General features: G+C 41.9%; 21 protein-coding genes. 3 read left to right on the top strand and 18 right to left on the bottom strand.

What is annotated here, in order from left to right; genetic code table 11:
• Nucleotide 1 precedes the first annotated feature (1 nt).
• The 8 genes from L5L97_RS08085 to rfaH all read right to left on the bottom strand — a co-directional run bounded on the left by L5L97_RS08085 (nt 2) and on the right by rfaH (nt 9,173).
• Nucleotides 2-829 carry an NAD-dependent epimerase/dehydratase family protein gene (locus L5L97_RS08085; protein WP_263181626.1) on the bottom strand — a complete coding sequence of 276 codons (828 nt, stop codon included), beginning with the start codon at nt 827-829 and terminating at the stop codon, nt 2-4.
• Nucleotides 826-1,380, bottom strand: a complete 555-nt coding sequence (rfbC, locus tag L5L97_RS08090; RefSeq protein ID WP_028761156.1) for a dTDP-4-dehydrorhamnose 3,5-epimerase — start codon at nt 1,378-1,380, stop codon at nt 826-828. The genes L5L97_RS08085 and rfbC overlap by 4 nt, the downstream gene beginning before the upstream one ends.
• An 18-nt stretch (nt 1,381-1,398) precedes the next feature.
• Nucleotides 1,399-2,262: a glucose-1-phosphate thymidylyltransferase RfbA gene (rfbA, locus tag L5L97_RS08095; RefSeq protein ID WP_263181627.1), complete on the bottom strand. Its 864-nt coding sequence runs from the start codon at nt 2,260-2,262 to the stop codon at nt 1,399-1,401.
• Between the two features lie 57 nt (nt 2,263-2,319).
• The gene (rfbB, locus tag L5L97_RS08100; protein ID WP_263181628.1) at nt 2,320-3,390 is read right to left on the bottom strand and encodes a dTDP-glucose 4,6-dehydratase; all 1,071 of its coding nucleotides are present in this window, start codon (nt 3,388-3,390) and stop codon (nt 2,320-2,322) included.
• A gap of 269 nt (nt 3,391-3,659) precedes the next feature.
• Nucleotides 3,660-4,634, bottom strand: coding sequence for a Wzz/FepE/Etk N-terminal domain-containing protein (locus L5L97_RS08105; protein WP_263181629.1), 975 nt, complete (start codon nt 4,632-4,634; stop codon nt 3,660-3,662).
• 78 nt (nt 4,635-4,712) lie between these two features.
• Nucleotides 4,713-5,090, bottom strand: a complete 378-nt coding sequence (locus L5L97_RS08110) for a four helix bundle protein (RefSeq protein ID WP_263181630.1) — start codon at nt 5,088-5,090, stop codon at nt 4,713-4,715.
• Between the two features lie 128 nt (nt 5,091-5,218).
• On the bottom strand, nt 5,219-7,957 hold the full coding sequence (locus L5L97_RS08115; protein ID WP_263181631.1) for an SLBB domain-containing protein: 2,739 nt from the start codon (nt 7,955-7,957) through the stop codon (nt 5,219-5,221).
• A gap of 709 nt (nt 7,958-8,666) precedes the next feature.
• On the bottom strand, nt 8,667-9,173 hold the full coding sequence (gene rfaH / locus L5L97_RS08120; RefSeq protein ID WP_263181632.1) for a transcription/translation regulatory transformer protein RfaH: 507 nt from the start codon (nt 9,171-9,173) through the stop codon (nt 8,667-8,669).
• 472 nt (nt 9,174-9,645) lie between these two features.
• Between rfaH and L5L97_RS08125 the strand changes: the two genes are divergently transcribed.
• A complete protein-coding gene (locus tag L5L97_RS08125; protein ID WP_028761163.1) occupies nt 9,646-11,151 on the top strand; it encodes a peptide MFS transporter in 1,506 nt (501 codons plus the stop codon).
• Between the two features lie 117 nt (nt 11,152-11,268).
• On the opposite strand, the gene L5L97_RS08130 is transcribed toward L5L97_RS08125, so the two are convergent.
• Together L5L97_RS08130 and L5L97_RS08135 are read right to left on the bottom strand one after the other, a co-directional pair.
• Nucleotides 11,269-12,372 (bottom strand): response regulator, encoded by a 1,104-nt coding sequence (locus tag L5L97_RS08130; RefSeq protein WP_263181633.1) that lies wholly within the window; start codon nt 12,370-12,372, stop codon nt 11,269-11,271.
• A 121-nt stretch (nt 12,373-12,493) separates the two neighbouring features.
• Nucleotides 12,494-13,279 carry a VacJ family lipoprotein gene (locus L5L97_RS08135; RefSeq protein WP_028761165.1) on the bottom strand — a complete coding sequence of 262 codons (786 nt, stop codon included), beginning with the start codon at nt 13,277-13,279 and terminating at the stop codon, nt 12,494-12,496.
• Between the two features lie 219 nt (nt 13,280-13,498).
• Between L5L97_RS08135 and L5L97_RS08140 the strand changes: the two genes are divergently transcribed.
• Nucleotides 13,499-15,406 carry a hypothetical protein gene (locus L5L97_RS08140; protein ID WP_028761166.1) on the top strand — a complete coding sequence of 636 codons (1,908 nt, stop codon included), beginning with the start codon at nt 13,499-13,501 and terminating at the stop codon, nt 15,404-15,406.
• Between the two features lie 61 nt (nt 15,407-15,467).
• Nucleotides 15,468-15,776 carry an EscU/YscU/HrcU family type III secretion system export apparatus switch protein gene (locus tag L5L97_RS08145; protein ID WP_028761167.1) on the top strand — a complete coding sequence of 103 codons (309 nt, stop codon included), beginning with the start codon at nt 15,468-15,470 and terminating at the stop codon, nt 15,774-15,776.
• 53 nt (nt 15,777-15,829) lie between these two features.
• On the opposite strand, the gene L5L97_RS08150 is transcribed toward L5L97_RS08145, so the two are convergent.
• From L5L97_RS08150 to L5L97_RS08185, 8 genes are all read right to left on the bottom strand, one after another.
• Entirely contained in the window at nt 15,830-16,228 is a 399-nt protein-coding gene (locus tag L5L97_RS08150) for a DUF2802 domain-containing protein (protein WP_173243810.1), read from the bottom strand.
• A gap of 233 nt (nt 16,229-16,461) precedes the next feature.
• Nucleotides 16,462-16,956: a chemotaxis protein CheW gene (locus L5L97_RS08155; RefSeq protein ID WP_006082380.1), complete on the bottom strand. Its 495-nt coding sequence runs from the start codon at nt 16,954-16,956 to the stop codon at nt 16,462-16,464.
• Between the two features lie 7 nt (nt 16,957-16,963).
• The gene (locus L5L97_RS08160) at nt 16,964-17,959 is read right to left on the bottom strand and encodes a chemotaxis protein CheW (RefSeq protein WP_263181634.1); all 996 of its coding nucleotides are present in this window, start codon (nt 17,957-17,959) and stop codon (nt 16,964-16,966) included.
• Entirely contained in the window at nt 17,943-18,734 is a 792-nt protein-coding gene (locus L5L97_RS08165; protein ID WP_028761170.1) for a ParA family protein, read from the bottom strand. Before L5L97_RS08165 ends, L5L97_RS08160 begins: the two co-directional genes overlap by 17 nt.
• A 71-nt stretch (nt 18,735-18,805) precedes the next feature.
• Nucleotides 18,806-19,327, bottom strand: coding sequence for a membrane anchored protein in chemotaxis locus (locus L5L97_RS08170; protein WP_263181644.1), 522 nt, complete (start codon nt 19,325-19,327; stop codon nt 18,806-18,808).
• A 13-nt stretch (nt 19,328-19,340) separates the two neighbouring features.
• Complete coding sequence (locus tag L5L97_RS08175) at nt 19,341-20,468, bottom strand: chemotaxis response regulator protein-glutamate methylesterase (RefSeq protein ID WP_263181635.1); 1,128 nt, start codon at nt 20,466-20,468, stop codon at nt 19,341-19,343.
• 20 nt (nt 20,469-20,488) lie between these two features.
• Nucleotides 20,489-22,738, bottom strand: a complete 2,250-nt coding sequence (locus tag L5L97_RS08180; protein WP_263162258.1) for a chemotaxis protein CheA — start codon at nt 22,736-22,738, stop codon at nt 20,489-20,491.
• A gap of 15 nt (nt 22,739-22,753) precedes the next feature.
• Nucleotides 22,754-23,491, bottom strand: a complete 738-nt coding sequence (locus L5L97_RS08185) for a protein phosphatase CheZ (protein ID WP_028761174.1) — start codon at nt 23,489-23,491, stop codon at nt 22,754-22,756.
• Nucleotides 23,492-23,500 lie beyond the last annotated feature (9 nt).

A 23,500-nucleotide genomic window follows, 5' to 3' on the forward strand; every position in this document is an offset into this window, starting at 1 on the left:
ATCACAGAGCCATCACTTCTCTGAATCGTGTTATCATCAATTGTAAATCATTTAGTACATCAGATGGATAAAATCTAATATTTTGTTGAATAAGGGATATAGATGTTTCTGGAAAAATCTCAATGGAATTATTTACAGAATGCCAATTAACTATGCATCCAGTTTCGGCCTGTAATACACTTGCTATCTCACTTGCCTTCACATTATATCCTGCAGCCAAGTTGAATATTTTACTCTCTATCACATCCTTCAGTGCTATTGCTATTGTCATTTCAGCCACACTATCAACTGAGACATAATCTTTAGCATAATCAGGAGATACATACATGTCTATTTTACCCGTGGTTATGGCATTGCGAGTGATCGCTGGCAAAAACAAAGGGCTATCTAAAGCAACGCCGTATACATTACTCGGCCTTAAAATGACTATATCTTTATTACTTCGAAGTAATAACTCTTCGGTTACTAACTTAGTTAAATTAAATAAACGTCTGTTATCATTACTTAATACTCTTAAATTATCGTTTTCAAAAGCAGTTTCATTACCCATATACACACGAGTAGATGATATATATATAAAACGTGCAAAATTTGACCCTGCCAATAGTCTTGCGACTAGAGTCGTATTTGAATCAATAACTTTGAGAGGATTATTTATACAGTCACCATGACCTGCACAATAAATAATAATGCCGAGGTCTTTTCTCCATAGACTGTCATCTTCCTTTTGAGGAATAAATACATTATGTCCTCTTAAAGATAATTTTTTAGCAATTTCACTGCCAATGAAGCCGTTACCACCAATAATAGTAAAAGTCTGTAATGTCATAACCATCCCTTCACTAATTTGTCTTTTATATCAGTTAATGTTGGAAGTTGAGCATCTTTTTCGGATAATAAGGGCGCATTAATTGGCCATTGAATATTTAGCTGTGGATCATTCCATAACAAGCCACTTTCATCCGCAGGGTCATAATAGTCGGTACATTTATATTGGAAATCTGCAGTGTCACTCAACACGCAAAATCCATGGCCAAACCCTGGTGGTACATAAAATTGTAACTTATTAGAGCCGGTAAGAATGATGGCTTCATATTGGCCAAACGTTTCAGAGTTTGGGCGTAGATCGACTGCGACATCGAAAACTTCACCATCCGTTACTGTAACTAATTTACCTTGAGGTTTTGTTTTTTGGAAATGTAAACCTCTTAGTACACCTTTAGTAGAGCGTGAACGATTATCCTGCACAAAATCATCAATTATTCCGGCAGCTTTATATCTCTCCTTTTGGAATGTTTCATAAAAAAAACCGCGATCATCGCCGAAAACTTTAGGCTCAATAATTAATAGATCTGTAATTTTTGTTTTAATAACATTCATAGTTAACTTCTTTATCAATTATTTTGTGATGTTGAGTAAGTACTGACCGTAACCCGTTTTAGACAATGTTTCTGCTGTTATTCTTACTTGTTGTTTTGTTAACCACCCTTGTAGCAAAGCAATTTCCTCAAGGCAGGCTATTTTAAACCCCTGTCTTTTTTCAACTGTTTGTACAAACTGAGAAGCCTCAAGCAGAGAGTCATGTGTTCCGGTATCTAACCAAGCAAAACCGCGACCTAATTGTTCAACGTTAAGGATTCCCAGTTCTAAATAAGCTTGATTTATACTTGTAATTTCAAGTTCTCCTCGTTCAGAAGGTTTGACCTGTTTAGCAATATTAACAACTGAATTGTTATAAAAATACAACCCAGTTACTGCCCAATTCGACTTTGGTTGCTCTGGTTTCTCTTCAATCGACAGTGCTTTAAACTCTGTGTCAAACTCAACAACACCAAATCGTTCAGGGTCCATAACTTGATAACCAAACACAGTTGCACCAGATAAATTTTGCACTGCATGTTTAAGTTGTTTACCAAATGCTTGGCCAAAAAATATGTTATCACCTAAAGCTAAACAGACGTTATCTGTGCCGATAAATTTCTCACCGATAATAAAGGCCTGCGCCAGACCATCAGGAGACGGTTGAACTTCATAACTTAACTTAATACCAAACTGCTCTCCATCACCGAGTAAACGAATGAAACCCTCTTGCTCCTCAGGCGTGGTAATAATGAGGATTTCATTAATACCCGCTAGCATAAGGACTGACAATGGATAGTAAATCATTGGTTTGTCATAGATAGGCAGTAACTGCTTAGATACACCTTTGGTTATTGGATGGAGTCGAGTACCAGAACCACCCGCTAAAATAATTCCTTTCATAAATCCTCTAAATCGATAACGGTCAATGGTCAACGGTCAAAAACAAGTTAAATAACTTTAGATACCTAATCGCTCACGTTGATAGGTACCATCTTGTACATGCTGACACCATTTTTGGTTTGCTAAATACCATTCAACGGTTTTACGTAGACCTGTCTCAAAAGTTTCTTGTGGTTGCCAATTGAGCTCGATGCTCATCTTTGTGGCATCAATGGCATAACGACGATCATGACCTGGTCTATCAGTTACATAGGTAATTTGCTCAGCATAAGGCGTGGCTTTAGGCACTAATGAATCTAAGATGCTACAGATGCTTTGCACCACTTCTAAGTTCTGTTTTTCGTTATGACCACCAATATTGTAGGTTTCACCAATTTTGCCCTCAGTAACCACTTTGTATAATGCGCGAGCATGATCTTCGACATATAACCAATCGCGGATCTGGTCGCCTTTACCGTAAATAGGTAATGGCTTGCCTTCGAGTGCATTAAGGATTACCAATGGGATCAACTTTTCAGGAAAGTGATACGGACCATAATTATTGGAGCAGTTTGTGACTATAGTAGGTAAGCCATAGGTTCGCAGCCATGCTCGCACTAAATGGTCACTTGAGGCTTTAGATGCAGAATAAGGACTACTAGGTGCATAGGGCGTTGTTTCGGTGAAAAGGGTTAACTCTTCTGGAGTTTTAACTTCATCTGGATGAGGTAAATCGCCATAAACTTCATCAGTAGAAATATGATGAAAGCGAAAAGCTTTCTTTGCTTCTGTCGGTAACTCGCTCCAATATGAACGCGTTGCTTCAAGGAGCGTATATGTACCAACGATATTGGTCTGAATGAAATCTGATGGACCAGTAATAGAACGATCTACGTGAGATTCTGCCGCTAAATGCATTACTGCATCAGGTTGGTGCTTATTAAAAACTCTATCTAGCTCTACTCGATCACAAATATCTACTTGCTCAAAAGTGTATCTTTCATCTTTTTCAACACTAAGTAGTGATTCAAGATTGCCAGCATAAGTTAACTTATCAACATTAATCACGCTATTTTGAGTATTGTTGATGATATAACGAACGACTGCAGAGCCGATAAAGCCAGCACCACCTGTAACCAGAATTTTCACTAAAAATACCTCGATAAAATATAAAATGTAACGCTTGCAAGAATTAGAAAGCGGTTAACGGAACGCTTCTCGGCTAGAGCGGGGGCTACGCCCAGTTAGAAAAAGCAGAGCGTCGCTCGATAACTGCTCCTGCGCTCTTATTAAAAAGCGTGCTACCTCCTGCATCTGACCACCATGGATGGTGGAAATGTCAGATTTTGTATGGAACAAAATTGACCATGCAGTCGTTCACTTCTTCTAGAGTCTAGCGCAGCGCTTTTTACTGCGTCCTAAGCGTCTTTTCTTACAAAATGCCTTACTAGCACTAGCATTACCCCTAACATACAGCCAAGGAGAGTACCTAATACGCAAATTAGAGCACGTTTAGGCTTTGCTTTTTCTTCAGGCACTAGAGCAGGGTCAATCGTTTTAAAAACGTATTCATCACGCACTTCGGCAAACATAATGGTTTTAGCTTGTTCTTCTACTAACTTATACAAAATGGTTCTGATGTCTGCCACATTAGTTAAAGCAATTTGTTTATTTAAAAACTCACTACTACGATTCGCCTCAGCTACATCGCGGTCTTTCATTACTTTGTTAATATCTTGGATTAACCAAGCAACCCACTGCTGCGCAACAGATGGTGATAAATGCTCAACTGAAATAGTGACCATGCTAGTTTCTTTCGCTTTATTAACAGCAATCATTTTGCTAAAGACTTTATAGGCTTCCTGCATTGAAGGCTCTGGTTTAAATGGCGCTTTAGCTTCACGTACCCAGGTGGTGGTCTGCTCGTTATAAAGTTCAGGGTTATAGATAATTTTATCGGCATCCCTATCCCATTTTTCGACGGCCATTAAATCGGCGAGGATATTGTGTCTTTGAATAAAATCACTGGTAAATTGGCGGGATTTCAATACCTCAATGGCGAGCTCTGTTTTATCCGTACCGCCCTTAGCACCTAAATTTACCCCAGCTAAGCTTGCTAAGCCACCAAACTGCGATGCTAATGCACTTAAACCACCGCCTTGCTCTTCAGATGCGGGAGCTAATAAAGCTTCGGATTTATAGATATTGGGTTGTTTTATAGCAAAAATAACCGCACCAATCGCGAATACAGCTGTAATAGCAATAATCAACCATTTGCCTTGCCAGATGACAGAGAACAATTCACGAAGATCAATTTCGTCATCGCTTGTGGTTTGAGGGAATTGCGCGTCTGTTTTATATGTATTTGGATTTTGAGTAATTTGTGTGTTCATTTTTTTAGGTTATAGGTCCTAGATCCTAGGTGCTAGACCCTAGGAAAGCTTAAAGATATTTAAAGAAGGTCCTAGATTCTATGTACTTTTATAATCTGCGAACTCTTCTCGGACACTGCCTTTTCGTATTTTTATCAAAGAAGCAATCATTGCTGAAATTTCTTTAGCCTCTTTGATAAGAGTCATTCCGTTTTGCTTGTCTATCACACCAATTTCTATCGCAATATATATTTGCGTTATCAGTTCGCCTGATGAGCCTTTTGCAAAATAAAGAAACCTTGCAGATTCAGCGGTTGATTCACGTTCTTCCCCCTCTGCAATGTTTGAGGGAATAGAAACTGCCGCTCTGGTCATTTGATCTCTGAGCCCATAATCTCGGCAATTTTTAAGTTCCTTATAAACATCACATGAAAGGCGACAAGCGCGTTTCCAAACATCCAATTGTTCGAATCGCATGATGTTCCTTAATTAGAGAAGGTCCTAGAGGCCGAAGGCCGTTCTAGATTCTAGGTCCTAGGTCCTAGGTCCTAGGTCCTAGGTTCTAGGTCCTAGAGCGAGCTTGCAAGCGTCCTAGCATCTTCGTTTTAAAGCCCTGCGATAACTGATACAGCTACGGCGGTGTTATAGATAATACCCGTGATCTGTGTCCAGAGACTTAGGTTATCTTTATATTCCGTATCTAATGGCACAATAATGGTATCACCCGGTTGTAACTGATCTTCGCTACTAAACCAACTCGAACGGCCAGGCATTAGCACTGAGCCATTTGCTTGGATAACGTAAGTGCGGTCTTCATCAGCACGTTTACGCGCACCACCAGACATAGCTAAATATTGGTCCAAAGTTAAGCCATCTTTAAATCTGTGAGTTGCGGGGTGCTGAACCTCTCCCATCACTGCAATGGTTTGCTTGGTCGAGGGAACATAGAGGATATCAGCATCTTCAAGCTGTATATTCGCTTGTTCAATCCCTAATGAAATTGCCGCTAAATCGACAACAAGGCGCCCTACCGCTTTGATATTTTCTAAATCGGCCAACATCAATTGTGCATCAGCATAATTGACCATAGTGCCATCCTGCGATACACCTCGTGTGGCTATATCTCGACGCAATTGATCGGCTAACTTTTTAATCTCTATTTGCTCTTGCTTACGAACAGACTCGCGCACAAATACAGCTGATGGCAAATAAGCATATTCAGTAAACCCACCCACACGAGCGATTAAATCATTTAGTGTTTCACCGCGGCGGATATTGTAGCGTCCAGGGAATTTTACTTCGCCTCGGATTTCAACAACTTTAGATTCTTGCCAATCCGGAGTCGTCATCACTGTTAGCATGTCACGCCCAGTTAAACGGATATTGGCACTTTCGATTCCTTGCAAAGCTTGTGTTAAATCAAGATTATTATGCTTAATTCTCGAACCATTGATATCGGTTGAGGTAGTGGTTAATTCAGCTCTAGCGGTATAAGCACCTTCTTTTAAACCACCCGCAGCGATCACTAAATCATTCACCCGAGCACCCACGGTCAGCGGATATACTCCAGGCTCTCTTACCTGCCCATCAATAGCAACAACTTGAATACCCGAGCCTGCTCGCCCTTGGCTATTTAATTTAACCATTACAGGGTAGAGTAACTCTTGACGGCCCATCTGATTACTGAGTTTAAGTAGTTCTGTATCGTCAAATAAATTTGCCAACATTTTATTGACAACGCCTTTAACAACCTCAGCTTCTTCCGACTCTTTCTTATCTGTTAGTATTACACCAGCAAGGTCGGTACGTTGCGATAACTTAGTTTTATCGAGTTGAACAAAACCGGCTTTAAATAAATCTGAACCTAAAAGATTACTTGTATTTAAAGAAGTGACTTTTTCAACACGCTCTTTTACTAATTTATTTAACTCATAGCGATTCTGTATATCATCTGAAAAATTAAACAGGATTATTTTATCACGCGCATTTAAGCTAAGATCTTGGCCACTTTCTTTAGCACTAATTGCTTTCCCTGGTGAGAATTGATGCACTTCAATATCACCGTACTGATTTACTTCACGGATCACGATTGCGTAATCGAGATCAGCAGAAGCCGCTAAATCTCCCCATAGAGAAGGTAATACGTCACTCACTTTTTGACCGGCAAACCATTGATATTTACCCGGACGAACAACAGCCCCGGCTATAGTGATGGCACTTTCGTATTGCTCCGACGCACTTTTTACACGAACAATGTCACCTGCTTTGGCCGGTGTGTTTCTACCTTGCTCAGAGGTTAAGTCTACGTTAACTATGGTTTTCAAAGATTTACTATTATAACGCTCTATTGAACTGCTTTTAGGATATGCTCCTGTATTTAACCCGGCGGCCATTGCGATAACGTCAGCCATGCTCTCATTGTGTTTTAGCTCGTAAATGGCTGGGCGTCTTACTTCGCCGGTTACGCTTACAAGGCCGCCGATAGAAGGAATAAACACCACATCACCAGAATGGAGTCTTAAATCCCCCGACGCATCACCTCGCATTAACAGGTCATAAAGATCTAAAGTACCAACTAGTTTGCCATTACGTTTCAGCTGTACATTACGTAATGAACCGATCTCGTTAACACCACCAGCGACAAACAGAGCCTGAGTAATAGTTGATAAACTTGAAACCGTATACGAACCAGGTTTATAGGCATCACCGGCCACAAAAATGCGTATCGAGCGCAACTCACCCATAGTGATGTTGGACTCAATACCTATCATTTGCTCACTAATACGCTGGGATAAAGAGTCTCTGAGCTCAGAGAAACTAAGCCCCATGACTGGTATTGGACCTAGCTCAGGGAACTGGATAACCCCCTCACGGTTAATGACGAGGTCATACTCTTTATTTTCTTTACCATAAAGCTGAACTTTAATGTTATCACCTGGACCAACGAGGTACTCTCCCGGAACCGGTACATCTGACACAGGTGCAAATGTGCTAGGTTCACCAGCAAACATCTCATAACCGAAACGACGCAATTTTATTTTGCTGGGATCTTCAGAAAAATCTAACTCAGCTTTAGCCGCTTTTTTATCGGCATCGGAAACTCGAGTATTGGTGTCTCTTGCCCCTACGACTTCAGGATTTGTAACCTGAGTTTGGGCCTGAGAGCCTGAAAGCATATTAGGATCAATACCGTATTGCTTAGCAAGCCTTGCCTGTTCAGATTTAGGTAATTGCTTGAACTGCTCAATCATTTGTGGAGATGGCGTAACGGCATGAACCTGAGCGCCCATCAATATTGTGGCGCCAAGGCCTACTATGATGAATTTTTTGATTTGTTGTAACACCAGATATCTCCGATTGGATTTAAAATGATAAAAAGCAGAGTTGCTAGAAAAAACAGAGCGTCGCTAGCTCCTTCTAGATTCTAAAGCAAGCCTGCGAGCGTTCTAGAGCGAAGCGACCTAGAGCGAAGCGACCTAGAGCCACGAAGTGGCGTTCTAGCAGACCGAAGGCCATCCTTTTTTGCTTTCAGACACGCTACCGATCCGCGTGGCGGCCCGAGGCCTTCGGCGTCCGCTTAACGAATGAAACTATTCATTCGATGTCTTTCAGACACGCTACCGCCCATAGATTGCGGCTTCTATATTGCCCTTCGCGATGCGAAAATTCATATTTTTCATTAACATAAAACAGTGTTACAAGAAATAGTTAAGCTCTAGACTCATTCAGTTTCGCTAGTAAAATACCTTAACCATAGGATGTAAACACTTAAGATAAGAGCTTATATTCTAACTTTATGATTACAGAATCTTACTTCAAAGATTCACTACCCACAGAACACTTAGTGTTCAAACAGCCGTTTTTAAGGTCACAGCTTAACTGGTTACATTTTGAAAAATGTAATAACAAACCCTAAACAAAGCCAAAGAATTGATTTTTAAGTAAATATTAAACACCTTGTCACTTTGGTAAATATTTTATTAACTTCAAGAATAGCTAATATCTTACAGAATACTCAGCATTACTCCTACAAACAGGTTTGTACTTGTGCACTTAAACACAAATTCGTTCCACACTTTGCTCAGGTACAGTAACCGTCTTTATCTGCCCCATAATGTTAAAAAGAACATGGCAACGTTTGTTTGGGCATTTTTCTTGAAAAATGCCTTCTAGATCGACAAAGGGGCCATCTGTAAAACGAATTTTTTCCCCCGTTTTTAGCTCTAATGCTTCGTCTAATAATGTTTGGGAAGGCGTTAGTTCTTTCATGCGAATGGCATGGATAATTCTGTCGTCAATGGGCGTCATTTTCTCTTGACAATTAACGATTCGATTCACACCACGAGTAGAATGGACCTGCCTGACACTTGTCTGATTTGGGTCAAAATTGATGAATAAATAATTAGGAAAGAGTGGTACACGACAGACTTGTTTGCGCCCGCGCTGAGATTTCTCTTCAGAAACCATAGGCAAATACGTCTCTAAATTTTGAAGTGCTAAGTTCTGTTGTGCTCTCGCTTCACTACGAGGTTTACAATACAAAAGGTACCATGCCTTCATAAGCTAATCTCACTACCCTATAAATAAGTGACGTCCATTCACGGGTCGCAATCATAGCAAAGATGCTCAAGTCGGTGGAAGTAATTTTTCGACTATTCCAGTCTCTCGCTCGGTATGCATACAATGACGCTCACATTAACTAATTCATAATTAAAATCACAACACTATACTGCTGATAATGTCACCACTTAGCTTACCAAAATTGACTTTGGTTGCTTTTAAGGGGTATATAAGGTGGGATTTTAGCGAAAATACTCATTTTACTGCTAAACACATTACTTTTATTATAAGAACGTAACAATAACCCATACGTAACTAGCGGTTATTCAACAATTAATGAATGCTATAGCGGGAATTAATGGTTGATTAAACCTGCAGGCGATATTGGGACGAGCAACAACCATTTTTCTGTGGTGACATCATCCTGTTTCAGGGGCCCACAGGCAATCACGAGCTTAAGGTGGAAGACTTCATGAGCGTAGCAAAACCACAAGGAACGATGCTTGGGCATCCCAAGGGATTGTTCCTGCTGTTTACAACAGAACTTTGGGAACGATTTAGTTATTATGCAATGCGTGCCATTTTGGTACTGTATTTAGTTGATCAGGTGGGTAAACAAGGCGGTGGCGGCTTAGGATTTAGCCAAGCTGACGCTTTATCCTTGTATGGTACTTTTACTGCGTTAGTGTATTTAACACCGCTGATTGGTGGTTGGTTAGCTGATAATTTTCTGGGTCAGCGCAAAGCCATTTATTTTGGTGGTGCGTTAATGGCGGCTGGCCAATTTATGCTAGCTGCGCCTCATGCTTGGTTTCCTGGTATTGAAACGACTATTTTTTATATCGGTCTAGGTACACTCATTCTGGGTAATGGTTTGTTTAAGCCGAACATTTCCACTATGGTCGGCGATCTCTACGAGGAAGGTGATCACCGTCGCGATGGTGCATTTACTATTTTCTATATGGGAATCAATTTAGGTGCGGCATTATCCGGCTTTATTGTTGCTTGGGCTTATACTAGCTTTGGCCACACTGAAATGGTTAATGGCCAAGAGGTTTTTGTTAATAACTGGCAGGCAGGTTTTTTCTGTGCTGGTATTGGTATGCTGCTGTCGCTGGTGATTCAATTTTTATTTGCTCAAAAACTGTTAGGTAATATTGGCACCGTGCCAGCGGCCAAGCTTGAACGTGAACGCCAAGCTAAGCTAGGCAATACCCGTAAAGAACCACTTACTAAAATTGAGCGTGATCGTCTCAAGGTGATTATGGTGCTGGGTTTGTTCACGATTATTTTCTGGGCGGGCTTTGAACAAGCGGGCGGGTTAATGAACTTATTTACCAATGAGTTTACAGACCGTTACATAGGTACTTGGGAAGTACCCACGACTTATTTCCAATCGCTAAACGCTATTTTTATTGTGTTATTTGCCCCTGTAATTGCTTCTATCTGGATCCGTTTAGGTAAAAATGAACCTAACTCGCCAGTGAAATTTGCCTTAGGTTTGTTCTTATTGGCGATTGGCTTCTTGTTCATGATTGGCGCTGTGGTTGAAATGGGTAGCGATCCTACTGCTAAATCAAGCATGTGGTGGTTAGTGGGTGCTTATTTCTTCCATACTATGGGTGAATTATGTTTGTCACCTATTGGCTTATCTATGGTGACTAAGCTTGCTCCACTGCGTATTGCCTCTTTGATGATGGGCGCTTGGTTCCTGTTTATTGCGATGGCGAACAAGGTTGCAGGGGTCGTAGGCTCTTTGATTGGTCACGGTGGTGGCAAAGAGGAACAACTTGCTAATGCTATGTCAATTTTTGCTGGTATCGCGATTACAGCGGCTCTGTCTGGCGTGATCCTGTATTTTATGGCTGACAAATTAGTCGATTGGATGCATGGCGCAGAAACCAAGCATCACACTGAGGCTGAAGCCTTAGAAAGTGAAATTGCAGTGACGGCTGAACATGAAGCGATAAAACGTTAATTATCCTGTTCGACTGTTTTTGACTGTTAAAACAAAACGCCTTACTCGCAAGAGTAAGGCGTTTTTGTTAAGTCAGCTATTCGGTTACATACTCAATTTCGCCAAAGCGTCAAAAAACTAAAGGCTTAACTGTAGAAAACCACCAGCAGGTAGCGTTGCATCATAGACTAAGCCCTTAAACTTGTTATCAAGTAAAGCTTGTTTATGCTCAGGCTCACTTGTCGCAATACATAACTGTTCTTGCGGTAAAATACTGCGGAACTGAATGCTCGGTTTACCCCAGTCTAACACGCCAAGCTGAAGACTCTCAGACAGTGCTAACGGGCTTAATCCCTCGTCATTACGCAGATAACAACGCAACCCCATACCCGCCTGTGCAATAGCAGCACGGTACTTAGTTAGCTCAATGGCAACATAAATCATATCGGCTTTGATATCGAGACCAGATTTCACTAAACGCTCGTTCAAATAGCTCATCATGTTAAAGGGTTCAATAATGCTTTGACTCTGACCATTCCTAAAATCTTTAAGCTTTTGATTAACAAAACTTCTCAGCAGAACGCAAGCAAACGCGGCTCGATTATCCTCTGGATACAAATGGGCCATGTACATAATCAGGTGATCACTACCAACCATAGTTGAATCAATGAAATAACTGCTTATATCGCTATTTTTATAAAGGCTATAGTCAACCTTGGCTGCCGGATAACTAATATTTGAAGCGGGAAAGAGTTGTTGCTGAACTTGTTTTGCTGCAGCAACACTTTGCTCAAGCAATGCTAGATTATCACTTAATTCTTGGTGGGATAGCGCGTCAAAATCTGCGGCTTGAGTATCATCAATGTAGGAACTATGAAGGCTTTGTTTAATGGCTTGTTCAATAATAAATAAATCAGATACTGGCTTAACGAGATAATCACTTGCGCCAATGCGTAAGGCTTCTACGACGTCAGCCATGACATTATTACCCGAGATCACGATAGAAGGCACTAAAGGTGCTAACCTTGTCATTTCCTTAAGCATATCGAGCCCACCGAGCTTAGGCATACTCAAGTCTGCAAGAACAATATCGAAGCGCTGCGATTTAAAAACTGACAATCCTTGTTCACCATCACAGGCTTGTGTGACTTGCGCACCTCTGCTATAGAGAAAGCTTGCAACAATCTGCCTAAACACGGGGTCATCTTCAACTAAAAGAACCGCAACACCATTTAACGCCATAAAGGTTCCCGAATAAAGTTCATCGCATAGCCATTACTCAAGTGAATATGCCAATAACAAAATTTAACAAGGCTAGCATTTGATGACTAAAGACAAATGCTGTCAAGTACGGCCAATAGGGTTACTCAAGCTCCTGCATATACTGATCGAGCAACTCATCATCATCTTGCTTTTGAGGGACATTACCATCATAGACTTTATAGTCCATGTGCTGTAAATATGCATCTTTGACAAAGGCATAGGGATCGAGTGCATTATCAACAAGTCGCTCTTGATCGATTGCTGATGCTCTAGAATGAAGGTTTTTAAGTCCCCATTTAACAATGGATTGCCACATTGTTAACTCAGACAATGGAAAGTATAGACCATCAACCCAATCAGACGCGAGTTCTCGCACAACATAAGGACCCGCAAATGGCGCCATGAAGTAAGGTCCATTAGGCACCCCATAATAACCCAGCACTTCATTAAACTCATCTTGCTTGCGGCTCATACCCATCATGTCAGCAACATCAATGACACCTAATAAGCCGACAGTAGAATTGATTGTAAAGCGTCCACCGGCATTAGCTGCCCAGCCCCACTTACCCTGCAGCACATTGTTTACTAAGCTGCTAGGTTCCTCTAAATTCTGTACAAAGTTATTGATACCTGTTTTAGCAGGCGTAGGAATATAATCGTTATAACCATGGGCTACAGGACGATATAAATATCTATCTAGGTAGAGATAGTTGAAGTCCCACATAGCTCGGTTAAAGCCTTCGAACGGATCGCGGGGATCATCATAGGTAATTTGTACCTTAGCAGGTGTTTCCTGCTGAATGGTATCTGATAGGGATACTTCAGCCGATTGCACTTTAGGCAACAGCATTAACCCCAAAGATAATCCCATCCATTTTAACTTCATATCGCTCTCTTAATATAAATGTACAGTTTAGACATCAAATTTTCGCTAAAGTGACAATACAAAAATGACGATATAAAGATAATTCGTCTTAGTGGCATACTATCCAGTATGACAGTTCCTTTGTCACAAGGCGCATAAGCTTACTTGGCAAAAAAAATTGGTCAATTGTTAATTTTACTAAACGAATGTATCGCAGGATAAACTATATAAGGTCATTAAATGGAGTCGATTCCACTTGTCAGCAGTCAAAATTCGCAGTTACACACTGCGATGGCTAACACTGATGCCCTCAATGCTACTCCACGCCCCATTCCAGCTCAGGTGCAAACATCACCTGAGGGAGATAGTATTATTCTAAACGGTACAGAATATAATTTAAAGCTAGTTAATGCTCAACAGCGGCAAATATTGTTGACTGCTAATAGCTTTTTAGTCACGCCCAATGCGCAGAACAGCTCAACTCCAACTACGATAGTGCAAAACTCCACTAGCCAACTGCTTGCCTTAGCTACACCTCTCGTACTGAAAATTCCTGAGGCAGTGATCAATCTGGCACAACAAAATGGCATATCTCAGACGCAGCTTTCAGCGCTTGCGGCTCGCACACAGGGCTATCCATTACCCAACGTCACTATAGTTAACAAGGAGCTTCAATTTGCTAATGGTACCGTTGTAGCACAAGATCCTGGACCCCAGCTGAATCAAGGTGAATTCATCGCGAAAATAGCCTTTCAACAAGGGCGCCCTATTTTATTACTCACCCCAATACAGAGCAAACTCGAAATCATGATTGGGGCGCCAGTAAATGAAACTCAGGTTCCCACAAATAAACCATCTTCTGATCTTGTGATCGCGAAAATTGAACCAGCCCAGATCATTGCCTCCTTTCTAAAAAAACTCGAAAATATCAACTTTCTACCTGAGCCCACAAAACAAATTGTCACGGCTAAAGTCGGTATTATGCAGCTTCAAAATAAAGTAGATGTTCCATCATCGCCTAATGCGACTGGCTCACAGAATATCTCTAACGCGCAAGTCATAACGCCAACAACTAAAGACTTAGGTCAGATCAGCACCCAAAACTCAGCCCTTGAAAATCGGCTTGTGGGTCAATCACCAACATCACAAATGGGTGAAAACGTAAATAGCAAAAACGGATTATCTCAAGGCTCAAAAACGTCACAAGAAATCCTAAGTGTGAGTCCTACAGACATAAACAAACTTAATAATATTTTAGGATCCAGTAGCCAAAAGAGTGAACAACAAGGCAATGATGCTAAGACTGACACTTCGGTAAAAGTGGCTGATGTCTTACAAAAAGCGTTCAATAAAGCGGGGGCACTTCCTATTGAGCTATCTCGTTCTAATAGCAGCTCGAATTTAGCATCTGAGTTATTGAAACACCTACCGCATTTAGGGCTACCACCACTGAGCCAATTGAATGATATCGATGAACTCAAAGCCAATATTCTCGGTCTAGCGAGTCTAAATCTTGCTACACCTCAATCAAATCAAGCCTCAATGCTCATGAATGGGAGTGCAATTACCTCACTTTTTCAGCTGCTACTTGGCTTTAAAGCCAATAACAATTCGAATTCCGTTAGCAAAAAGCTTGCCGACTACCTTGATCAGTTACAAGCTAAAGTGGGCTTCTCCACTAAACTACTTGGGCAACTGAGCAAAGCAGGAGGCCTTGATAGCATGGGACTATTAGCCTCTAACCTGCATTTATACCAACAGGCAAGTAATGAGAGCGCTGGCAATTTGGTGTGGTTCTTCGCCCTGCCCTATGGCATTAACCAACGACAGGAGCAACTGGAAGGGAAATTTGAGCAAGAAGCCGATCCTGATGACCCAGATAAAAAAATGGGATGGCGTTTACAACTGAAGTTTAATCTAGCACAAGGACCTCTGCTGATTTCAGCCCAAAACCACAATCAACAATTAGATATCCAGTTTAAAGGCAATAGTCAGATACTACTTAATAAGGTTAATAACTTTTTAACGCCCTTAAGCCAAAAACTATCACAACTGGGTTTTACGCCTGGTGAACTATCAACTCAAATAGCGCAAGTACCAGCAACCTTATTACCTGGTGATCATTTCCTCGTAAAGACAAAAGCTTAATGAGTGACAATGTTCCAACACTAATATTGAGTTCATTATACAAAACATTGGAAATAACGATATGAGCGAAGAGAGTGAACCTAAACAAGCTGTCGCACTGAGCTACGATGGCCGTAACGCTCCTAAAATAGTCGCGACTGGTGAAGGGCTTATCGCAGAAGAAATTATTGCCTTAGCTAAGGCTAACGGCGTTTATATCCATCAAGATCCCCATCTGAGCCATTTTTTGCAATTGCTAGAGTTAGGAGAGGAAATTCCCAAGGAGCTTTACCTGCTTATCGCCGAACTGATTGCATTTGTGTATATGCTCGACGGTAAATTTCCTGAGCAATGGAATAATATGCATAAAAAAATTGTCGAGAAAGCATAAAATAAAAAAGCTAATTCAGAAAAATTAGCTTTTAGTGTTCAATTGGCTACCGATTACTTACGATGCAGACGGATCAACAGCTCGGCTTCAGCTTTAGGTAATTCGCATTCCTTAATCAATTCGTCGACGCCAGCACCAAGCGCGACCATCTTCATGGCTCGAGTATAAAGTTTTGCCTGTGGATCCTGTTGAGTCGTCTCTTCAATCCGTTCAGACTGTTGCAGTATGCGTTTTTCTAATTCAATAACACGACGGCCTACACCGATTGTGCCACTGCGTAATTCTTGCAATTCACGTTTAAAAGACTCTCGCTGCCGATCGCCCTCTTTAACTAACACAGTCAATGCATCAACTTTGCTTCTTAATTTACTCAATTGCTTTTGTAAAAAGAGTACTAACCCTAAGCATGCGATGACATAGACTAACGCTGCGATCAAAAATTCATCGCCCATCAAAAATCCTTATACTCACTCAAAGCCATAGATTAGGAGCTGGCTTACAATTAAGTTATCTATTCCAAAGTGCTTCACTTGACGTCACCAATATCATTGGCCATTGTTCAAACTATGATAAAAAAAGACTTCGTCTATCCATAAATCGTAAATACTCAACATCATCGATTTATTCGCAAATAAACAAAATGGCTGAATGAATTCTAATCATTCAGCCTTATCACACTCATTGATTAGATCTGAGTCAACTCAGCCCATTCTTCATCGGACAATAATTTGTCGAGATCAACTAAGATAAGTAATTCATTGTCGCGGTTGCTCACGCCTTGAATAAACTTAGCACTCTCTTCCGTTCCAACATTAGGCGCATTGTCAATTTCAGAGCGGCGCAAATAAACCACTTCTGCAACACTATCAACTAAGATACCAATGACCTGCTTTTCAGCTTCGATGATAACGATTCGAGTTGAATCATCAACTTCAGCAGACTGCAATCCAAAACGTGAGCGGGTATCAATTACAGTAACGACATTACCACGTAAGTTAATGATGCCTAGTACATAATAGGGGGCACCGGGTACAGGAGCTATTTCAGTATAACGCAGCACTTCCTGCACTTGCATTACGTTGATACCGTAAGTTTCATGGTCCAACTTAAAGGTAACCCATTGTAATACTGCATCATCTTTACTTGCAGCGACTGCTGCTACATTTCTTGTATCTTTCATGTTTACCTCAACCAATTGAGTCCTGACAACCTAAACCCGCATTAAGCATTTCAACTAAGGCTTGTACGTGCAAAATGCCACACATCTGTTCTTTCACTACACCCGCTAACCAAGGGCGTTTACCCGCTTGACTACGCCAGTTGACTTGCGACTTATTAATTTTTACCGCATTGACCAAGGACTCACAAGTCAATCCCCAGTTACTGCCTTCTAATAATACAAGATATTGATAATTTACTGATTGCGCCAGTTTATCTGTGTATTTTTCTGGCATAACCCACGCACAAGTATCAACAATGTTCAATTGCTCCTCCCTATGCGTCTGTACACCAAGAAACCATGCGGGTCGACCAAAGATGTGGTTTATCCGCTCAACTTTTACTATTCCGCCTAAACTCACCAAAGGCACAGCCAATGTCAGCCCTGCTACTTTAAAGAATAGTACCTGAAACTCATCATCGAGCACTTCTTGCAAATCTTTTGTCACACTAGGAGGCGTAATGCCGACTTGTGTTTCTGGCACAACCACTGGCTCAACGATTTCATCAGCAACGGTTTCATTAACAACAGGCTGAGCTTGTGGTACTTCTACCACAACAGGTTGAACATCAATAGGTGGCGCTATCTCTACTGAAGGTGGTATCGGTTCTAACCTTGCAGTCTTTAGTACTGGCGCTAGTAATTTCTCTAACGCTTGCTTATTCACTTGAGCTACAACCTGGCTTACCGGAGCAACAAACTCATGTTGTCTCGGCACAGCTTTTGGCTGCAACTGCGCAGTAGGCGTTATGGCCTTCTCTACATTCTGCGGTGCGGCAGTGCGACCATTTTCAGCCAAAATAGCCGCATCGAGCAATGCTGCCTCCGTTTGATTAACGGCAACATTTTGATTTGAGTCTGCTTTTACAATGCTTTGAGGGGAAACAATCTGGTTTGGACTGTCGTCTTCCTGCAGCAATAATGCGAAAAAATCAAAAACAGTTTCATCAACCGATTTTGACATGGCCAAACTCCCCAACTAATAAGAAATCTAATAATCTTTCATAGGCTTTAACGCCGCGGCAACCACTCGCATAATGCGATGCTGGTAAATGTGCCAAACTGGCATCTCTAAACTTAGTGTCTACTGGAATAACGTCTTTCCACAAAGTATCACTGTATTCGGCACCAAGAACTTGCAAAGCCGCAGGTGATGCTTTGGTGCGTTTATCGTACATGGTTGGCACAACAGTGTAACTGTAGCGCGTCTTCTTAGATCGCCCCATTAACTCCATTGTTTTAATCATCCGCTCTAGCCCTTTAATGGCAAGAAACTCCGTCTGCACAGGAATAATGATATGCTGACTTGCCGCAAGCGCATTGACCATTAATACCCCGAGTACGGGTGGGCAATCAACGATAGCAACATCATAATCATCAGCAACCAGTGCTAATAAATTACGTAGTACTAATCCCATTCCTTCTTGATGACCTAAGGCTCTGTCTAAGGTAGCCAATGCCATAGTTGCAGGCAATAAATCCAAACCATCGACTAAGGTTGGCACAACATGGGATAAAACGAGTTCCTTAGAAAGGTTTTTATGGGCAAGAAAAACATCAAACAACGAGCCTGGAACCTCTTCAGAATCAATACCTAAGTAATAACCTAACGAAGCATGTGGATCGGTATCTATCATAAGAACACGCTTGCCACGCTTAGCTAATGTTCCCGCTAAACTCGCTACCGTCGTGGTTTTACCTACGCCACCTTTTTGATTCGCTATGGTCCAGACTTTCAAGAAGTGACCCCTACCTATACTGGTTAATATGCTAATGAACTAGAAAATTGTGAGTTCACAAATTCTAAAAATTACTGATCTTTTCTGGTCGTGACACGAATGCCGCCATTGGGCAAACTAATCACTTTGACACCATCGGCATTCTCAGATATCACCACGGGCAGCATCTCTGCATTTTGGGGGGCAATTGTCTGAGAAACAACTTTAACCTCTTTTTCTGGCGCTTGAAGCTGTTTAGGAATAGAGGATTCCAGATTAGTTTTTTCCTTCGCCGTATCTATTTCAGTATCTGGTTTGCCCAGCAAAGGCGGAATGCTATTTTGTACCGGCTCAGGACCAATCGCTACAGCCTTCTGCTCACCAGGAGCCGCTAATTGCAACATTGCTTTAGTCTGATCGGGATGAGACGCTAACCAAGTTGCAATGGCTTCAGCCTGTTCGTCAGGTACCATTAACAGCACCTGAGTCGATTCCAAACGTTTTATATCCGCCTGCAGCAAACTATTCTTACGCTTGTAATCAAGGCTTAAGGCACCAAGAACCAAAATGGCTATGCCCATCAACAAGATGATGAGCACACTATTTGTGCTCATCGGATATTGATTTTTAGACACGAACAGACTCTTTTAAAATACATTCGGCCATGTTGTCTAAGGCTATCGACTGGGTGGCAATCCCTGCACTCGCAACGGCTTGTGGCATACCATAAACCACACAACTGGCTTCATCTTGCGCCCAAATGGTAGCGCCTACAGCTTTCAACATCCGTGCGCCTTCTCTGCCATCCGCCCCCATGCCAGTTAATACAACAGCAAGCACATCACCACTAAAGGCTTTAGAAGCAGAAGCAAAGGTGATATCCACACAGGGCTTATAATTCATATCAGCACTGCCAGCGATAACTTTTAATCGGCCACTTGTTCCAGTACGTTCAACCATCATTTGCATACCACCCGGCGCTAAATATGCACAACCCGGTTTAAGCAGATCGCCATTAGCGGCCTCTTTTACTTCAATCTTACATAAGCCATTTAAACGACTCGCAAATGCAGGGGTAAAGGCAGCAGGCATATGCTGGATTAATAAAATAGGATGCGGATAGTTTGCTGGAAACTGCGTGAGTATTTTTTGCAGCGCAACCGGACCACCAGTAGATGTACCGATCAGCAATAATTTATACTGCTTACCACTTGCACGAATCGTCGTTGCCGTTGAGGTTCTAACAGGAGCTGCGACAGGCGTATGAGCCGATATACTGGTTGTACCTAAAACGCTACCTGTTGGACGCACACTAGGTGTTGGCGCAACCACAGGACGTGCAATCGGACGAAACATTCTGCGTCGTCCCAATGCCTTAACTCTTTGTTGCAACAATAAAATGGCATCATCTTTGTTGGTCGCAATATCTTCAAAACGTTTAGGTAGAAAATCTAATGCACCAGCATCTAAAGCGTCTAACGTTGCTTTAGCGCCATCATGGGTTAAAGAAGAAAACATCAAGATCGGAGTCGGACACTTAGCCATGATTTCACGAACAGCAGTAATACCATCCATTACAGGCATCTCAATATCCATAGTGATAACTTGGGGATTAAGCTCAGCAGCCAACTTCACCGCTTCGGCCCCATTTGAGGCCGTCGCGATAACTTCCAGTTCAGGATCTTGATTGACTATTTCACTAACACGTCGTCTGAAAAAACTTGAGTCATCAACGACTAATACTTTAATGGCCATTCCATTCCTTAGCTTGGAAACTAATTCTTACTTTTCGCATAATGCTTTAGCAATCCAGGAACATCTAAGATCAGTGCAATACCACCATCCGATGTAATTGTCGCACCAGCCATCCCAGGTGTGCCATGTAACATAGCGCCAAGAGGCTTAATAACGACCTCTTCTTGTCCTATTAAGGCATCCACTACAAAACCAATTTGCATCATGCCTAATTGCACGATAACCACATGACCATGCTTTTTATCGCCATGTTTAAAGGTCGTTTTGTTTCTATGTAGCCAGTGTTCCAAATAGAACAAAGGTACGGCCTTATTACGCACTATGACAGTCAATTGCCCATCAACAATATTGGTTTTTGTGAGATCGAGATGGAAAATCTCATTCACGCTAGATAGAGGTAATGCGAACACTTGTTTAGCGACATCGACCATTAAGGTTGGCATAATCGCCAGTGTTAGCGGTACTTTAATCTCAAGTATCGTTCCCTTACCTTTCATGGAATCAATATGTACAGTGCCATTCAGCTGGGTGATACGAGTTTTTACCACGTCCATCCCAACACCACGGCCTGAAATATCTGAAATCTCAACTTTAGTTGAAAAACCTGGTGCAAAAATCAAATTATAGGCTTCGCTGTCTGTCATCCGCGAAGCAGAATCTTCATCGAGCACACCACGGTTTATGGCAATTTTTTTGAGTTTTTCAGGATCCATGCCTGCGCCATCGTCTTCGATTTTCAGCAGTATATGGTCGCCTTCCTGACTTGCAGATAAGGTAATCGTTCCCGTTCTTGGCTTACCACTAGCTTCACGCTCATTTGGCATCTCGATACCATGGTCCACAGAGTTACGCACTAAGTGGACGAGTGGATCGGCAAGCGCTTCAACGAGGTTTTTATCTAAGTCAGTTTCTTCACCGACCATGATCAAATCAATTTCTTTGTTTAGTGTACGAGCAAGATCACGTACCACCCGAGGGAAACGACCAAACACTTTCTTGATCGGTTGCATACGGGTTTTCATCACAGCGCCTTGCAAATCGGCAGTAACGAGATCTAAGTTCGCGAGAGCTTTCGACATCTCCTCATCATCACGGCTGATGCCTAAGCTCACCAATCGATTACGCACTAACACTAACTCACCCACCATATTCATGATCTGGTCGAGTCGTGCGGTATCTACACGTACTGTTGTTTCACCCTGAGGCACATTCGCAGAGCTAGCCTTAGCAGGTGCTTTATCGACAACCGCAATTTCCACCTTAGGTTTTGCAGCAACGACTGGAGCAGGAGCTGGTACTGCGGCTTTAACTGGCGCAGGAGCATGTGGTGCAGCAGTAGGTGCTACAGTCGAAATGGGTGTCGTAGGCGTTTTAACTTCGGCTTTCGCAGGTGCTCCGCCTTTCCCATGGAGTTCATCGAGTAATCGTTCAAACTCATCATCGGTAATTTCATCAGCATCTACAATCGGTTGAGGCGCAGGTGTTGCCACAACCTTAGGCTTAACAGGCACTTCAGCCTCAGCTTTAAATTTACCTGAGCCATGAAGTTCATCCAGTAACGCCTCGAACTCATCATCAGTGATGTCATCACCTGATGTTGAAGGTGTTTTAATTGGTGCAGCAGGCTTTGCAGCAACTGGTTCAGATACAAATGTGGTAGCAGCGACCGCAGGTCCCTTTCCTGAACCATGAAGCGCATCCAATAAAGCTTCAAATTCAGCATCATTGATATCATCGATACTTGAAGACGTATTTTCAATGGAAGATGAGTTATCACTTATATCAGCAGGGATTTCTTGAGGGGTAGGAGTATCAATAATGACTTCAACAACAGGTTCTGGCTCTGCAACCTTGGCAGAAGCGACTTCAGATGGCAAAGGCGCACCTGAACTGAGCATTTTAAGTCTCGCTAACAAACTTGAATCGGCGGGATCTTGTTGCTCGCCCTGCTGGGTTTGCGCAAACATGGTATTAATTGCATCAACAGCCTGCAAAATAATATCCATCAACTCTGCGTTAACGCTACGCTTGCCTGTCCGCAATAAATCGAAGGTATTCTCAGCCTCATGACAAACATCAACCATGGGAGTTAAGCTAAGAAAGCCAGCACCACCTTTAACGGTATGAAAACCACGGAAAATGGCGTTCAGCAAGTTAGTATCATCAGGATTATTTTCAAGCGCAACGAGTTGCTCTTGCAGAAGCTCTAAAATTTCACCGGCTTCGATTAAAAAGTCCTGGAGTATCTCTTCATCTACATCAAAGGCCATCAAATTGACTCCCAGTTAGAAACCCAGACTCGATAGAAGATCATCCACTTCGTCTTGACCCGTTACCACATCTTGACGAAGCTCGGCATTCATTATCGGGCCTTCTGCTTCAATATTATTTTTCTGAGCAATCTGACTTTCAATCATAGGTTGCTCACCAAATACCGTCAGCATAGAAACCAGATTACTTTCTACTTCCATTACTAGATCAATAACACGACGTATTATTTGTCCTGTTAAGTCTTGAAAATCTTGCGCCATCAAAATTTGATTAAGCAATTCACGTAATCGAGTCGAGTCATTTGCACTACGAGACATAAGGTCTTGTACATCGTGACAAAGGCCCTTAAATTCAGTCAGCGCTATCTCGCGTCGCATTAATCTGTCCCAAGATGGCATGACATTTTGAATATTTACGGTCACGGCATTAGCCAAAGGTAAACATTCTTCAACCGCATCCATGGTTTTATTTGCAGCTTGTTCGGTCATGTCAATAACGTAATTTAAACGTTGCTTGGCATCGGGGATCTCTGTATTGGCTAATTCAGCAAGACGATTATCAACTTGAAAATCCATCAGCGCACTATGAAGTTGCCGAGTTAATTTACCTACTTCTTCGAATAATTCTCGTTGCAGTGGAGCAGCAAGCTCCCGAAATAAATCATCTGCCTGACTTTGCTCACCTGCACTTAATAATTCAACTAAATGCTGAGCTTGCTCGAGCGTGATGAGCCCTGATGTTTGTGACTTCATAGCTCATCC

This window comes from Shewanella sp. SM71 (genome assembly GCF_025653905.1).
Lineage (GTDB): Bacteria > Pseudomonadota > Gammaproteobacteria > Enterobacterales > Shewanellaceae > Shewanella > Shewanella oncorhynchi.

What these genes read in the sequence shown, in the direction of transcription:
- L5L97_RS08105 (WP_263181629.1), bottom strand. Translation starts at nt 4,634, where the DNA reads ATGAACACACAAATTACTCAAAATCCAAATACATATAAAACAGACGCG.
- L5L97_RS08130 (WP_263181633.1), bottom strand. Translation starts at nt 12,372, where the DNA reads ATGGCGTTAAATGGTGTTGCGGTTCTTTTAGTTGAAGATGACCCCGTG.
- L5L97_RS08140 (WP_028761166.1), top strand. Translation starts at nt 13,499, where the DNA reads ATGGAGTCGATTCCACTTGTCAGCAGTCAAAATTCGCAGTTACACACT.
- L5L97_RS08135 (WP_028761165.1), bottom strand. Translation starts at nt 13,279, where the DNA reads ATGAAGTTAAAATGGATGGGATTATCTTTGGGGTTAATGCTGTTGCCT.
- L5L97_RS08110 (WP_263181630.1), bottom strand. Translation starts at nt 5,090, where the DNA reads ATGCGATTCGAACAATTGGATGTTTGGAAACGCGCTTGTCGCCTTTCA.
- rfaH (WP_263181632.1), bottom strand. Translation starts at nt 9,173, where the DNA reads ATGAAGGCATGGTACCTTTTGTATTGTAAACCTCGTAGTGAAGCGAGA.
- L5L97_RS08160 (WP_263181634.1), bottom strand. Translation starts at nt 17,959, where the DNA reads ATGTCAAAATCGGTTGATGAAACTGTTTTTGATTTTTTCGCATTATTG.
- L5L97_RS08150 (WP_173243810.1), bottom strand. Translation starts at nt 16,228, where the DNA reads ATGGGCGATGAATTTTTGATCGCAGCGTTAGTCTATGTCATCGCATGC.
- rfbA (WP_263181627.1), bottom strand. Translation starts at nt 2,262, where the DNA reads ATGAAAGGAATTATTTTAGCGGGTGGTTCTGGTACTCGACTCCATCCA.
- L5L97_RS08085 (WP_263181626.1), bottom strand. Translation starts at nt 829, where the DNA reads ATGACATTACAGACTTTTACTATTATTGGTGGTAACGGCTTCATTGGC.
- L5L97_RS08180 (WP_263162258.1), bottom strand. Translation starts at nt 22,738, where the DNA reads ATGGCCTTTGATGTAGATGAAGAGATACTCCAGGACTTTTTAATCGAA.
- L5L97_RS08170 (WP_263181644.1), bottom strand. Translation starts at nt 19,327, where the DNA reads ATGAGCACAAATAGTGTGCTCATCATCTTGTTGATGGGCATAGCCATT.
- L5L97_RS08145 (WP_028761167.1), top strand. Translation starts at nt 15,468, where the DNA reads ATGAGCGAAGAGAGTGAACCTAAACAAGCTGTCGCACTGAGCTACGAT.
- rfbC (WP_028761156.1), bottom strand. Translation starts at nt 1,380, where the DNA reads ATGAATGTTATTAAAACAAAAATTACAGATCTATTAATTATTGAGCCT.
- L5L97_RS08155 (WP_006082380.1), bottom strand. Translation starts at nt 16,956, where the DNA reads ATGAAAGATACAAGAAATGTAGCAGCAGTCGCTGCAAGTAAAGATGAT.
- L5L97_RS08175 (WP_263181635.1), bottom strand. Translation starts at nt 20,468, where the DNA reads ATGGCCATTAAAGTATTAGTCGTTGATGACTCAAGTTTTTTCAGACGA.
- L5L97_RS08125 (WP_028761163.1), top strand. Translation starts at nt 9,646, where the DNA reads ATGAGCGTAGCAAAACCACAAGGAACGATGCTTGGGCATCCCAAGGGA.
- L5L97_RS08185 (WP_028761174.1), bottom strand. Translation starts at nt 23,491, where the DNA reads ATGAAGTCACAAACATCAGGGCTCATCACGCTCGAGCAAGCTCAGCAT.